Origin of the sequence: Thiobacillus denitrificans DSM 12475, assembly GCF_000376425.1 — a bacterium.
GTDB classification, from domain to species: Bacteria; Pseudomonadota; Gammaproteobacteria; order Burkholderiales; family Thiobacillaceae; genus Thiobacillus; species Thiobacillus denitrificans.
On sequence record NZ_AQWL01000004.1, the window covers coordinates 311,257 to 323,969 of the forward strand.

The 12,713-nt window shown below is 65.1% G+C and carries 9 protein-coding genes and 1 other RNA gene; 1 reads left to right on the top strand and 9 read right to left on the bottom strand.

All coding sequences use genetic code 11. From position 1 onward, the window contains the following. Nucleotides 1–44: 44 nt before the first annotated feature. From purB to B059_RS0108380, 7 genes are all read right to left on the bottom strand, one after another. Entirely contained in the window at nucleotides 45–1,415 is a 1,371-nt protein-coding gene (purB, locus tag B059_RS0108355) for an adenylosuccinate lyase (RefSeq protein ID WP_018077792.1), read from the bottom strand. A 54-nt stretch (nucleotides 1,416–1,469) separates the two neighbouring features. Beyond that, the gene (gene recR, locus B059_RS0108360) at nucleotides 1,470–2,063 is read right to left on the bottom strand and encodes a recombination mediator RecR (RefSeq protein WP_018077793.1); all 594 of its coding nucleotides are present in this window, start codon (nucleotides 2,061–2,063) and stop codon (nucleotides 1,470–1,472) included. 10 nt (nucleotides 2,064–2,073) lie between these two features. After that, complete coding sequence (locus B059_RS0108365; RefSeq protein ID WP_272867458.1) at nucleotides 2,074–2,397, bottom strand: YbaB/EbfC family nucleoid-associated protein; 324 nt, start codon at nucleotides 2,395–2,397, stop codon at nucleotides 2,074–2,076. Continuing rightward, nucleotides 2,397–4,133 carry a DNA polymerase III subunit gamma/tau gene (gene dnaX / locus B059_RS0108370; RefSeq protein ID WP_018077795.1) on the bottom strand — a complete coding sequence of 579 codons (1,737 nt, stop codon included), beginning with the start codon at nucleotides 4,131–4,133 and terminating at the stop codon, nucleotides 2,397–2,399. The genes B059_RS0108365 and dnaX overlap by 1 nt, the downstream gene beginning before the upstream one ends. 59 nt (nucleotides 4,134–4,192) lie before the next feature. Continuing rightward, a complete protein-coding gene (locus tag B059_RS0108375; protein WP_018077796.1) occupies nucleotides 4,193–4,738 on the bottom strand; it encodes an acyloxyacyl hydrolase in 546 nt (181 codons plus the stop codon). A gap of 37 nt (nucleotides 4,739–4,775) precedes the next feature. After that, nucleotides 4,776–4,872: signal recognition particle sRNA small type (ffs, locus tag B059_RS20295), an RNA gene on the bottom strand. 26 nt (nucleotides 4,873–4,898) lie between these two features. Then, nucleotides 4,899–5,975: a 3-deoxy-7-phosphoheptulonate synthase gene (locus B059_RS0108380; RefSeq protein ID WP_018077797.1), complete on the bottom strand. Its 1,077-nt coding sequence runs from the start codon at nucleotides 5,973–5,975 to the stop codon at nucleotides 4,899–4,901. A gap of 294 nt (nucleotides 5,976–6,269) precedes the next feature. Between B059_RS0108380 and B059_RS0108385 the strand changes: the two genes are divergently transcribed. Next, nucleotides 6,270–9,986 carry a DUF1631 family protein gene (locus B059_RS0108385; protein WP_018077798.1) on the top strand — a complete coding sequence of 1,239 codons (3,717 nt, stop codon included), beginning with the start codon at nucleotides 6,270–6,272 and terminating at the stop codon, nucleotides 9,984–9,986. Between the two features lie 263 nt (nucleotides 9,987–10,249). Here B059_RS0108385 and tldD read toward each other — a convergent pair whose 3' ends face one another. Together tldD and B059_RS0108395 are read right to left on the bottom strand one after the other, a co-directional pair. After that, entirely contained in the window at nucleotides 10,250–11,722 is a 1,473-nt protein-coding gene (gene tldD / locus B059_RS0108390) for a metalloprotease TldD (protein WP_018077799.1), read from the bottom strand. A 17-nt stretch (nucleotides 11,723–11,739) separates the two neighbouring features. Continuing rightward, nucleotides 11,740–12,705, bottom strand: a complete 966-nt coding sequence (locus tag B059_RS0108395) for a carbon-nitrogen hydrolase family protein (protein WP_018077800.1) — start codon at nucleotides 12,703–12,705, stop codon at nucleotides 11,740–11,742. Nucleotides 12,706–12,713 lie beyond the last annotated feature (8 nt).

Consider the following 12,713-nt stretch of genomic DNA (forward strand, 5'->3'; position numbering starts at 1 on the left):
GCTTCAATCGCCGGATTGCTCAATCCGGCTCAAATCAGACTGCCTTAAATCTGCCTGGCCAGCTCGGCCGCCATTCCGGTATAGGACGCCGGCGTCAGCGTTTTCAGGCGCGTCTTCTCGGCACCCGGAATCGCCAGGCCGTCGATGAAACCATGCAGCGTGTCGCGCGTCATGCCCGCCTTGCCGCGCGTCAGCTCCTTCAACTGCTCGTAGGGATGGGCGACGCCGTAACGCCGCATCACGGTCTGGATCGGTTCGGCCAGCACTTCCCAATTGGCGTCGAGATCGGCCGCCAGCGCAGCCGGATTGGCTTCGAGCTTGCCGAGTCCGCGCAGGCAGGATTCGTAGGCGAGCAGGCTGTAGCCGAAGCCGACGCCCATGTTGCGCAGCACGGTGGAATCGGAAAGATCGCGCTGCCAGCGTGAGACCGGCAGCTTTTCAGTCAGATGCCGCAGCACTGCGTTGGCCAGCCCCAGGTTGCCTTCGCTGTTCTCGAAATCGATCGGGTTGACCTTGTGCGGCATGGTCGAAGACCCCACCTCGCCTGCCTTGACCTTCTGCTTGAAGTAGCCGACCGAGATGTAGCCCCAGACGTCGCGGTTGAGGTCGATCAGGATGGTGTTGGCGCGCGCGATCGCGTCGTACAGCTCGGCCATGGCGTCGTGCGGCTCGATCTGAATGGTGTAGGGATTGAAGCTCAGTCCCAGCTCCATGACGAAGCTGCGTGCGAAGTGCTCCCAGTCGAGGTCGGGATAGGCCGACAGGTGCGCGTTGTAGTTGCCGACTGCACCGTTGATCTTGCCCAGCAACTCGACCGAGCCGATGGTGTCCCACGTCCGGCGCAGACGGTAGACGACATTCGCAAGTTCCTTGCCGACGGTGGTGGGCGAGGCGGGCTGGCCGTGGGTGCGCGACAGCATCGGCAACTCGGCCAGTTCGTGCGCCAGATCGGTCAGACGCGCAATCAGTTTTTCCAGCGCGGGCAGCAGCACGGCATCGCGCGCGCCCTTGAGCATCAAGGCATGCGACAGGTTGTTGATGTCTTCCGAGGTGCAGGCGAAATGGATGAACTCGGCTACCGCAGCGATTTCCGCGCTGGCCGCGGTTTTTTCCTTGAGGAAATATTCCACCGCCTTGACGTCGTGGTTGGTGATCGCTTCGATGGTTTTGACGCGCTCGGCATCGGCTACCGAAAAAGTGTCGGCGATGCCGTCGAGCAGCGCGATGGCCGCGGCAGAAAACACCGGCACCTCGGCGATGGCAGGCTCGGCGGCGAGCGCCTTCAGCCATTCGATCTCGACGATGACGCGGTATTTGATCAGGGCATACTCGCTGAAGAAATCGCGCAGCGGCGCGGTCTTGCCGCCATAGCGGCCATCAAGCGGAGAAAGTGCGGTCAGTGCATTGAGTTCCATCGTGTCATCCCGTGTTATCAGTTATTCAGTGATTGGTCCATGCGGCGCGCCATGCTAAACGGTCCGCCTGTCGCGGACGGCCTGGGCCAGCGTGCCGCTGTCCACATATTCCAGTTCGCCGCCGGCCGGCACCCCGCGCGCCAGGCGGCTGACCTTGAGACCGCGCGCTTTCAGCAGTTCACCTATCGTGTGCGCGGTGGCTTCGCCTTCCGGCGTGAAATTGGTCGCCAGGATCACTTCCTCGACCACGCCGTCGAGCGCACGATTGATCAGCCGCTCGAGGTGGATTTCGCGCGGGCCGATGCCGTCGAGCGGGCTCAAGCGTCCCATCAGCACGAAATACAGGCCGCCATAGCTTTGTGTGGCTTCCATCATGTTGAAGTCGGCCGGCATTTCCACAACCGCCAGCTGCCGCTTGTCGCGCCGTGGGCTGGCGCAGACTTCGCACACCTCCGCTTCGGAAAAATTGTTGCACAGGCGGCAATGATGCAGGTGGGTCAGCGCATGCTGCAACGCCTCCGCCAGCATTTCGGCGCCGCGCCGGTCGCGCTGCAGCAGGTGATAGGCCATGCGTGCCGCCGACTTGGGCCCGACCCCGGGCAGTACGCGCAGGGCGGTGATCAGGTGTTCCAGTGCGGCGGGCTGCACAGACAGCGCCTCAGAAAGGCAGTTTCATTCCCGGCGGAATCGGCAGACCGGCGGTCACGCCGGCCATTTTTTCCTGCACCGTCGATTCGACCTTGCGTACGGCATCGTTCACCGCCGCTGCCACCAGATCTTCCAGCATTTCGCGGTCGTCCGTCATCAGGCTGGGATCGATGGCGACGCGGCGCACGTCGTATTTGCAGGTCATCGTCACCTTGACCATGCCGGCGCCGCTCTGTCCCTCTATCTCGATTTCGGCCAGCTTGGCCTGCATCTTGGCCATGTTGTCCTGCATCTGCTGAACCTGCTTCATCATGTTGCCGATGCCACCCTTCATCATGTCGATTCTCCTAATGGCTGTATGGTTGAGGCGTCGATCTGGCCACCGAACTGGTCGACCAACTCACGCACAAATGGATCCGATTCGATTGCGGCCACGGCTTCGGCCTGGCGCGCTTCCTTGATGCGGGTACGCACCTGCTGCGGTGTCCGCTCGGCGGCGGCGCCGATCTCGAACCTCACGTCAAGCGCCGCACCGTACTTTTCGCGCAGCGATCCCACCAGCCTGTCCTGATAGGTGCGATCGAGCAAATGCTTGTGCGCTTCACCCACGCGCAAGCTCACCGCATTGCCCGTCTGCGATACCAGTTCGCAGTGGTCGGCGAGCATCTTGGCCATGCCGCCGAGGCGCAATTCCGCGACGACAGCCAGCCAGTCCCAGGTTCCGTGCGGCGTGGGTTCGCGGGCGACCAGCGCAGGCGCGGGAGGCGCAATCGGCGCGGGTGTCTCGATCAATTCAGGCGGCGCGGCCGGTTCAGCCGGTACGCTCCCGACACGTGGGACGGTTGCCTGCACGGGTACGGTCGACCTGGCGGGCGCTGCCACCGGCGCGACGGCACGCGGCGCCGGCTCGGCCCCGGCAACGGACACCGCACGCATGGGAGCGGGGTGATCCGCAGGCGCCGCGCCCGGAGCGAAGGCCAGCATGCGCAACAGCGTCATGCAGAAGCCGGAAAACTCGTCCGGCGCATACGCCAGGTCGCGCCGGCCGTTCAGCGCGATCTGGTAATACAGCTGCGCGGTTTCTGCATCCAGCTGCGCGGCGGCGGCCTGCATCCGCTCGGCATCCATGCCGGCTTCCACCGTGCCCGGCGCGTGCAGCAGCAAAGCCAACTGGGTCAGCAGGCTGCCCAGATCCTGCAAGGCCGCGTCGAAGGCGATGCCGCGCTCGGCCAGCTGGTGTGCCTGCTGCAGCAGCGCATCGCCGTTTTGCGCCGCCAGCGCATCGAGCAGATCGAACAGGTAATCGCGCCGCACCGTGCCGAGCATGGCCTCGACTGCGGCCGTTTCCACCGTGCCGCCGCCGTAGGCGATGGCCTGGTCGGTCAGCGACAGCGCGTCGCGCATGCTGCCGGCGGCGGCGCGCGCCAGCAGGTTCAACGCAGCCGGTTCGCTGGCGACATGTTCCTGCGCCAGCACCTCGCCCAGATGCTGCGCCACCAGCGCAGGCGGCATCGGCTTCAGGTTGAACTGCAGGCAGCGGGAGAGCACCGTCACCGGAATCTTCTGCGGGTCGGTGGTGGCGAGGATGAACTTGACGTGCGCCGGCGGCTCCTCCAGCGTCTTCAGCATGGAGTTGAACGCCGGCTTCGACAGCATGTGCACTTCGTCGATGATGTAGACCTTGTAGCGTCCCACCGTCGGCGCGTACTGCGCGTTGTCGAGCACCTCGCGCATGTTGTCGACGCCGGTGTTAGAGGCCGCGTCCAGTTCCAGCAGGTCGACGAAACGGCCGGCGTCGATCTGGGTGCACGCCGAACAGGTGCCGCACGGCGTCGCGGTGACGCCGGTTTCGCAATTGAGGCACTTGGCGAGGATGCGCGCCAGCGTGGTCTTGCCGACGCCGCGCGTGCCGGTCAGCAGATAGGCATGATGCAGGCGGCCCTGGGTCAGCGCGTTGGAGAGCGCCTGCACCACATGCTCCTGCCCCTTGAGGTCGGCGAACGCGCGCGGCCGCCATTTGCGCGCCAGCGCCAGTGCGGGGGAAGCAGAATCGCCGAACAGGTCAGTCATCCGGTCGATTTTATCAGAGCGGGGCCCCACCCTGCCCGACCGAACACAGCATTCAGCGCTTAAAACCGATAGGCAAAACGGATTTGCTGGAAATCGATACCATCGTTGGGCGACTTGAGGTCGGCATTGGACAGGTGCTGGAACCGGTACCCCAGATCAAACTGGCTCTTGTCGCCGAAGAGCAGTCCCATGCCCAGATGATCGCCGAACTGGAAGGCGCTGCCCAAGTCCCGGCCTGCATTCACGTGCGTATTGCTGATGAAGTGGGCGCCGATGGCGCCTTCCACATAGGGACGCCAACCGCTTTGCGCTTTGGTTCTCAGCCGGAACACCGGGGCCAGACCGATATCCCAGATGCCCTTGCCACCGGCCGAGGCGCCATGCCAGTACCCCAGGGAAGCTTCCCAGTAGCCGGTCAGGTACCAGTTTCCGTCGGTAAACCATTTGCGGTCCCACTCACGGGTCAGGCTGATCTGGCCCATGTCGGTCGAGGCATCGCCCCAGCCGCCTTCGATCGCGATTCCATCGGCTGCCTGACAGGACGGAGCCAGTCCCATGCCAACAATCAACAACAGAATGTGGCGCCTTTTCATCTCGATGCCCACCGAGCAACAGACAACTGAATTGTAGATAAATGAATAGAGTGGCGAGCCTTACCCCGGCACTGGCATCGACCGCTGGGGCTGCTTCCTTCCGGACCTGACCCGATTCACGACCTAGCCATGCGGGGAGACCCGCCACCCGCATTTTAACCCGGAAGCGTGTCTATTCTTCATCCGCCGGCGCGGTCAGCCGGCGTTTTTTCACCGCGTCGGCCAGCATCCGCAGCAGCGGGACGGTGTCGTCCCAGCCGATGCAGGCATCGGTGATCGACTTGGCGTATTCCAGCGACTGGCCCGCGACCAGATCCTGGCGGCCGGGATTCAGATGGCTCTCGACCATGGCGCCGATGATGCGGTTGTCGCCCCCTGCCACCTGCGCTGCGACTTCGGCGGCGACGTCGATCTGGCGCTGGTACTGCTTGCTCGAATTGGCATGCGAGAAATCGATCATCAGCTGCTGGCGCAAGCCGGCCGATGCCAGCTCGCCACACGCCAAGCTGACGCTCGCCGCATCGTAGTTGGGTGCCTTGCCGCCGCGCAAGATCACATGCGTGTCCTCGTTGCCGGAAGTGCTGAACACGCCGACATGGCCCGACTTGGTGACGGAGATGAAATGGTGGCGCGCAGCGGCCGCCTTGATCGCATCGACCGCGATGCGCAGGCTGCCGTCGGTGCCGTTCTTGAATCCGACCGGACACGACAGGCCGGACGCCAGCTGGCGATGCGACTGCGATTCGGTGGTGCGGGCGCCGATGGCGCCCCAGCCCACCAGGTCGGCAATGTATTGCGGCGAGATCAGATCGAGGAACTCGGTCGCGCAGGGCAGGCCAATTTCGTTGATTTCCAGCAGCAGCTTGCGCGCCAGCCGTAGCCCCTCGTTGATGTCGAAGCTTTCGTCCAGGTGCGGGTCGTTGATCAGGCCCTTCCAGCCCACGGTGGTGCGCGGTTTTTCGAAATACACGCGCATGACGACGATCAGGTCGTGCGCCAGCTCGTCGGCCAGCGGCTTCAGTTTGCGCGCATAGTCGAGCGCGGCAGCCGGATCGTGGATGGAACACGGGCCGACGACGACGAACATTCGGTCGTCCGCCCCGCGCAGCACGTCATGGATGGCACTGCGGGCTTGCGCCACGTGCGCCAGCACGGTTTCGCTGGCGCGCAATTCGCGCATGACCTGCATCGGAGCGAGCAGTTCGCCGCTTTGCTCGATGCGGGTATCGTCGGTTCGGGTGGCAGACATGTTCAGACTCCGTTGATTTAGGTTGATCCGTGCGGCGGCGTAAACAAAAAAACCGCCAGCGGACTGGCGGTTTCGTTGAGGCGTGCCGTTCGTTTCAGCGCCTCCCGACCGCCTGCGGCGTGGGATAGAAGCGGCTAAAAAAGAACACTGCGGCACGAATCATGCATTGCAGTCTATCAAAACTGGAGGGGGCCCGCCAAGCACCCACGAGTCGGGCGGATTTCGACGGCACAGGGAGGCCATGACCGGTCGGCTTATCGAGTAACGGGATAAACAAAAGGAAATAGTGTGGAAATGTTGGCTAACGCGACAGAGAATCAGCATCCCGCGCAGGAATTGCGGCGCGACAGGCGTTTTCAGGTCTCGCAGGCCGCCATCGTCACGCAACCGGGGCATACCGAAATCGCCTGCGAGATCCGCGATTTCTGCCTGGGCGGGCTGTTTCTCAAGTTCACCAACCCCGAAGCGGCGATCACATCGCTGGCCAGGCGCGCGGACGCCGAAGTGGAAATCGTCTTTACTCAGGCCTCGCTCAGTACTACCCAGACCTTCCGCGTGCCGGCGCAACTCAAACGCCTGAGCCCGCTCGGTGTCGGCGTCGCATTCGTCCGGCAGCCGGTCGATGCGCTGCGTGCGCTGCAAAAGCTGCGCATGGCCGGGCACCGGCAAAAGCTCGCTGCCCAGCCCCCGTCCCACGCACATCCCCAGCTACGCGAAGCCAGCACCGCGCTGCTGAGCGAAACCCTGCTGCAGGTACACGACCAGATGATGCGCATGCTGGGCGACAAGCTGAGCACGGCGGCAATGCACGCCTCCGGCATTGCCGAACACAGCGGGCTGCTGGGTGCGGTCCACGAATTCGGCAAACACGCGGCCGCCGTGCAAACCCGCTTTGTGCAGCAGGTGCTGGATGCGCTGCGGCAGGTCGGCCCGGTACAAACCCATGCCACACGCGACATCCTGGATGGCGGACTGGCCCTGGTCGACGAACTGGATTTCGAAGACTGGCTTGCCACCTCGTCCGAGGTCAACAAGCTGGAAGAGCTGTTCCGCGAACAGCTCGCCGACATCGAACCGCGCATCGGCCAATTGTTCGGCTTTGCGTGCGACCATAGCAACAACCCGTTCGGGCCCGCCGTCATCGGTCATGCCTACCGCAGCGTGCTGCAGGACGTACCAGTACCGGCACGCGCACGACAGGTCGCGTATGCCGCGTTGCGCGACGTGCTGACCGAGCAGCTGGCGCCACTGTATGCCGAGTTGCTGGCGCTATTGCCGGTCTCACAGGCCGAGGCCACGCAGCAATCCCTCGCGCCGCCGCAATCCCGGCACGCCGTTCCACCGGCAGCAGCGCCTGCCGCAACTGCCCCCGCGCAAGCCGAACCCCCGGCCCCTGCGGCGGCGGCGCCACAGGGCGCCCTCGGCCGCCTGACCGGCTCGCTGCTGGATTTTTTCCGGGGCCAGCCGGCAGCGGCGCCGGCAGGTACGGCGCCCAGCGCCGCCGCGGCAGGCAATGCCATGCCGGGTGATGCCGCTCAGGGCGCGGTGGCCGGCGGCCAACCCGCGATGACGGGCGCGCCTGGCGCGGCCCGCTCGCCGGTGCTGCAGCGTCTGGCCGCCGCTGGCGCGCTGCCGGCCGCCGTTACCCACGAAATGCAGCGCTCGGTCGACATGTTCGGCGCGCTGTTCGACACCATGCACGCCGAGAAATCGGTCAGCGAGGGCATGCGTCCATTCTTCCAGCAGTTGGAAACCAGCCTCATCAAGCTGGCGATGTCCGATCCGCAATTCCTGGTTTCGCCTGCCCATCCGGCGCACAAGGTATTGAACACGCTCGACCGCATCAGCATGGTGGCCGGCGACGACGGCAAGATCACCGACCAGCGCCTGCTGCGGCTGATGAGCCGCTGGACCGACCGCATCAACGCCGAGGCCGACAAGAATCCCGGCGTGTTCGAAGAAGCGCGCACCCAGCTGGAACGCGTGGTCAAGCCGCTCCTCAACGAGCGTTCCGCACGGGTGTTCCGCCTGCAGGAAATGTGCGAAGGCCGCCAGCGCGCCGAAGTCGTCAAGCAGCGCATCCTGCGCGAACTGTTGGCGCAGCTGGACGAACGCGCGGTACCCAATGCCGTAATCGAGCTCCTGAACGGCGGCTGGCGCAACGTACTGTTGCTGGCCGAGATGCGCCATGGCGCCGACAGTGACGAGGCGCGCGCGGTCTGGCAGGTGCTGCAGCAACTGTGCGCCTGGCTGGACCCGGAACTGGCCGCGCCGCCCGACGCCGCCGAGATCCAGACCCTGCTGCAGCGCATCGACCAGGCACTCACCCAGGTGTGCGCCGACAAATTCGCGCAGGACCGCATCGTCGATCAGCTCGCCGCCGCGCTGTTCGACGAAGACAAGTCGCAGCACCAGCATACTTCGGTCGCTGCCCGCCTCAACGAGACCGCCAGCGAACCCTTGAGCGAAGCGCAGGACACCCTCGCCGAACGGCTGCGGGTGGGCGACTGGCTGCAGTTCAAGTCGCTCGACACCCCGCTCAACCTGATCTGGATCGGCGACCAGCCACCGGTGTACGTGTTTGCCAACTACCGCGGGATCAAGAAGCTCGACCTCAAGCGCCAGAACCTGCTGCAATCGCTGGAAGACGGCACGGCGCAATGGACCGAAGATCTGGAACTGCCACTGATGGACCGCTCCTACAGCGCGATGATCCAGAAAATGCAGCGCGACCTCTTGTGGCAATCCTCGCACGACGCCGCCACCGGACTCGCCAACCGCAAGACCTTCTTCCGCGCCATCCGCCGCAACTGGCTGCGCAGCGAGACCGCGGATGGCGGCTACGTCGTCGGCGTGATCCAGCTCGACATCAGCAACCCTGCGGGTGAAACCGCAGGGGTCGAAATCCGCACCCCCGTCCTGCGCGAATTCGCCCGGCTGCTGCCCGCAGCCCTGCCGGCCGACGCACTGTTTGCGCGTGCCGGCGAATCCGGCATTGCGTTCTGGGCGGAGGCCGCCGACAGCGCAGCCGCCGTGGCGCAGGCGGGTGCCCTGCTGCAAGCCATTTCCGACCATTCGCAGGAAATCGACGGCACCCGCTGCCGCGTGCAGGCCGCGGCCGGCCTGATGTGGGCACGCGACTGCCTCAGCCCCGAAGCGTATTACGACAACGCCAACGCTGCCTGCGCCCGCGCCCGCGAATCCGGCGCGCCCATCGTGCAGTACGGCAGCGAAGCCGGCGACAGCGGCGTGCTGGCGCTGGCCGAGTGGGCGCACGCACTGACGGCCATCTTCTCCGGCAACCAGCTCAGCCTCGACTGCCAGCCCGTCGTCGCCACTGCCGATGCCAGCCGTACCCCGCTGTATTACGAGATTCTGCTGCACCCCGTCACCCACGGCGAACGCAGCATCGCCACCCGCGACCTGATCGCCGTTGCCGAACGTCTGCAGCGCATCACCGAAGTCGACCGCTGGGTGGTCAAAACGGTTCTGCAGTGGATGCGCGAGCATCCCGGCCAGACCGCCCGGCTGGGAGGCTTCTCGATCAACCTCTCGGGCCAGTCGATTACCAATCCGCTGTTCCTGAAGCTGCTGCTGGCCGAACTGGCGCGCGGTGACGTGCCCGGCGACAAACTCATCTTCGAAATCAGCGAAGCCGACGCCATCGAAGGCCACGCCCAGGCGCAGCTCTTCATGCGCCAGCTGCAGCGCCACGGCTGCCGCTTCACCCTCGACGAATTCGGCGCCGGCACCAGTTCTTACACCCGCCTGAAGAGCATGAAGCTGGATTACCTGAAGATCGACCGCGCCCTGGTGCGCGAGATCGGCACCAGCATGATCGACGAGGCGCTGGTGCGCTCGATTCTGGAAACGGGGAGCTTCCTTGGCATCAAGACGGTGGCAGGCTTTGTCGAGGATGCCGAGGTACTAGCGAAGCTGGGGGAGATGGGGGTGGATTGCGTACAGGGGTATTTGATCGGGGAGCCGAGGCCGCTGGAAACGCTGGGCTGAGTCTCACCCCATGCGGCCGTCATTGCGAAGGGAGCGAAGCAATCCAGTGCGGGTTAGGTGCGAAGCACGACTGAGTAGTTGGACTTACGCTGATCGGAGGTTCGTTGGCCGGGGGTAGCCCGGCCAACGGGCAGCAGCGCTGCGAAGAACCCAACTACTCGGTCGTGCACCTCGACAAGCCAAAAACTGAATTGCATCGGCGCTGCGCGCTTCGCAATGACAGGGACGTACAAGCAGCGGCCGCCCTCGCCAGAACATTTGAATTACGCCGTCCCGCCCACCGTCAAGCCATCGATCCGCAGCGTCGGCTGCCCCACCCCCACCGGCACGCTCTGCCCTTCCTTGCCGCAGGTGCCCACGCCCGAGTCCATCTCCATGTCGTTGCCGATCATGGAGACGCGGGTCAGCACTTCGGGGCCGTTGCCGATGAGCGTCGCGCCTTTCACGGGATAGGTGATCTTGCCGTCCTCGATCATGTAGGCCTCGGCGGCGGAGAAGACGAACTTGCCGCTGGTGATGTCGACCTGGCCGCCGCCGAAGTTGACGGCGTAGAGGCCGTTCTTCACCGAGGCGATGATTTCGTGCGGGGGCTTGTCGCCGCCGAGCATGAGGGTGTTGGTCATGCGCGGCATGGTCAGATGCGCAAACGATTCGCGCCGTGCATTGCCGGTGGGCTGCATGCCCATCAGGCGGGCGTTCATCATGTCCTGCATGTAGCCGGTGAGGATGCCGTCTTCGATCAGGGTGGTGCGCTGGGTGGGGTTGCCTTCGTCGTCGACGTTCAATGAGCCACGGCGCAGCGGGATGGTGCCGTCGTCGACCACCGTCACGCCGGGCGCGGCAACACGCTCACCAATGCGGCCGGAGAAGGCCGAGCTGCCCTTGCGGTTGAAGTCGCCTTCGAGGCCGTGGCCGATCGCTTCGTGCAGCAGGATGCCGGGCCAGCCGGAGCCGAGGACGACGGTCATGCTGCCAGCCGGCGCGGGGCGCGCGTCGAGGTTGACCATGGCCTGGTGCACGGCCTGGCGCGCGTATTTCTCCAGGATGTCGTCGCTGAAGTAGCTGTAGTCGAAGCGGCCGCCGCCGCCGCCGCTGCCCTGTTCGCGGCGGCCGTCCTGTTCGGCGATGACCTGCAGCGACAGGCGCACCAGCGGGCGCACGTCGGCGGCGAGATGGCCGTCGGAACGGGCGATAAAAATGACTTCGTATTCGGAGGCAAGGCTCGCCATCACCTGGATCACGCGCGGGTCCATCGCGCGCGCCTTCTTCTCCAGCCGCTCCAGCAGCGCGACCTTGTCGGCATCCGCGAGGCTGACGAGGGGATCGACCGCGTTGTACAGCAGGCGGCTTTCGCCGCGCTGCACCATGCCGAAACTGCGATTCTGTCCGGCGCGCGCGATGGCGCGGGTGGCGTCGGCCGCAGCGCCGAGTGCATCGAGGCTGATGTCGTCGGAATAGGCGAACGCGGTTTTCTCGCCCGAGATCGCGCGCACGCCGACGCCCTGGTCGATGTTGAAGCTGCCGGACTTGACCTGGCCTTCTTCCAGGCTCCAGCCTTCGGAGCGCGAGTACTGGAAATACAGGTCGGCGTAGTCGACGTCGTGCGTCAACAGCCGCCCGAATACCGGTGCCAGCTGGTCGGCGCCGAGTCCATTCGGGGTCAGCAGCGTGGCTTCGGCGGAACGGAACAGCTGTTCGGCGGTTTGGATGGGAACGAAGGCATCGGTTGGGTTCATGGCGATAATGTCCTGGATTACTTGGTGGAAGGCTCGCCCCCGTTCGGGGACAAGCGCTTGGCCGGCACCCGGCGCTCGACCACGTCGACTTCGATCTGCTGGCACTGGATGTGGCGGTGCTTGAGCGCCGGCAGGCTCTTGCGCAGGCTGGCCTGATAGGCCGGGTTGATGTTGGCGATGACCACGCCGGAGCCGCGCGGCAGACGGTCGAGCACCACGCCCCAGGGATCGACGATCATGCTGTCGCCGTGGGTCTCGCGGCCCGACAGATGGTAGCCGCCCTGCGCCGGGGCGATCACGTAGGCAAGGTTTTCGATCGCGCGCGCGCGAATCAGGGTCTCGAAATGCGCGCGCCCGGTGGTGGCGGTGAACGCCGCCGGCACCACGATGATGTCGACGTCGGGCATGCTGCGGTACAGTTCGGGGAAACGCAGGTCGTAACAGACCGACAGGCCGATGCGACCGAACGGGCTATTGAGGACGACCACCTTGTCGCCCGACTCGATCAGCTTGGCTTCCTGGTAGTGCTCGTTGCCAAGATCGAGTCCGAACAGGTGGATCTTGTCGTAGCGCGCCACCAGCTTGCCGCGTTCGTCGTACACCAGGCAGCTGTTGCGCACCTTGTTCGCCGCGCCGGCCTCCAGCGGCACCGAACCGCCGACCAGCCAGACGTGGTGCTTCTTCGCCATGCGCGACAGAAAGGCCTGGATCGGGCCGTGGCCTTCCGCCTCGCGCGCTTTCACCACGTCGGCATCCTTCATCGCCATGATGCAGAAAAACTCCGGCAGCACGACCAGGCGCGCGCCTCCCTCGACCGCCAGCTCGATGAGCCGCTCGGCTTCAGCCAGGTTGGCCGGCACGTTGGGGCCGGATGCCATCTGGATGGCAGCCACGCGCACCGCGCCTGGCTGCGGCGCGGGTTTTTTGACTTGTGCACGCCTGGAGGGTGCCACGGTGGTTTTTGCGGGTTTTTTTGTCGGCATGGTCGGGT

Coding starts and splice junctions, on each gene's coding strand:
- purB (WP_018077792.1), bottom strand. CDS start 1,415: ATGGAACTCAATGCACTGACCGCACTTTCTCCGCTTGATGGCCGCTAT.
- B059_RS0108365 (WP_272867458.1), bottom strand. CDS start 2,397: ATGAAGGGTGGCATCGGCAACATGATGAAGCAGGTTCAGCAGATGCAG.
- dnaX (WP_018077795.1), bottom strand. CDS start 4,133: ATGACTGACCTGTTCGGCGATTCTGCTTCCCCCGCACTGGCGCTGGCG.
- B059_RS0108380 (WP_018077797.1), bottom strand. CDS start 5,975: ATGTCTGCCACCCGAACCGACGATACCCGCATCGAGCAAAGCGGCGAA.
- B059_RS0108385 (WP_018077798.1), top strand. CDS start 6,270: ATGTTGGCTAACGCGACAGAGAATCAGCATCCCGCGCAGGAATTGCGG.
- tldD (WP_018077799.1), bottom strand. CDS start 11,722: ATGAACCCAACCGATGCCTTCGTTCCCATCCAAACCGCCGAACAGCTG.
- B059_RS0108395 (WP_018077800.1), bottom strand. CDS start 12,705: ATGCCGACAAAAAAACCCGCAAAAACCACCGTGGCACCCTCCAGGCGT.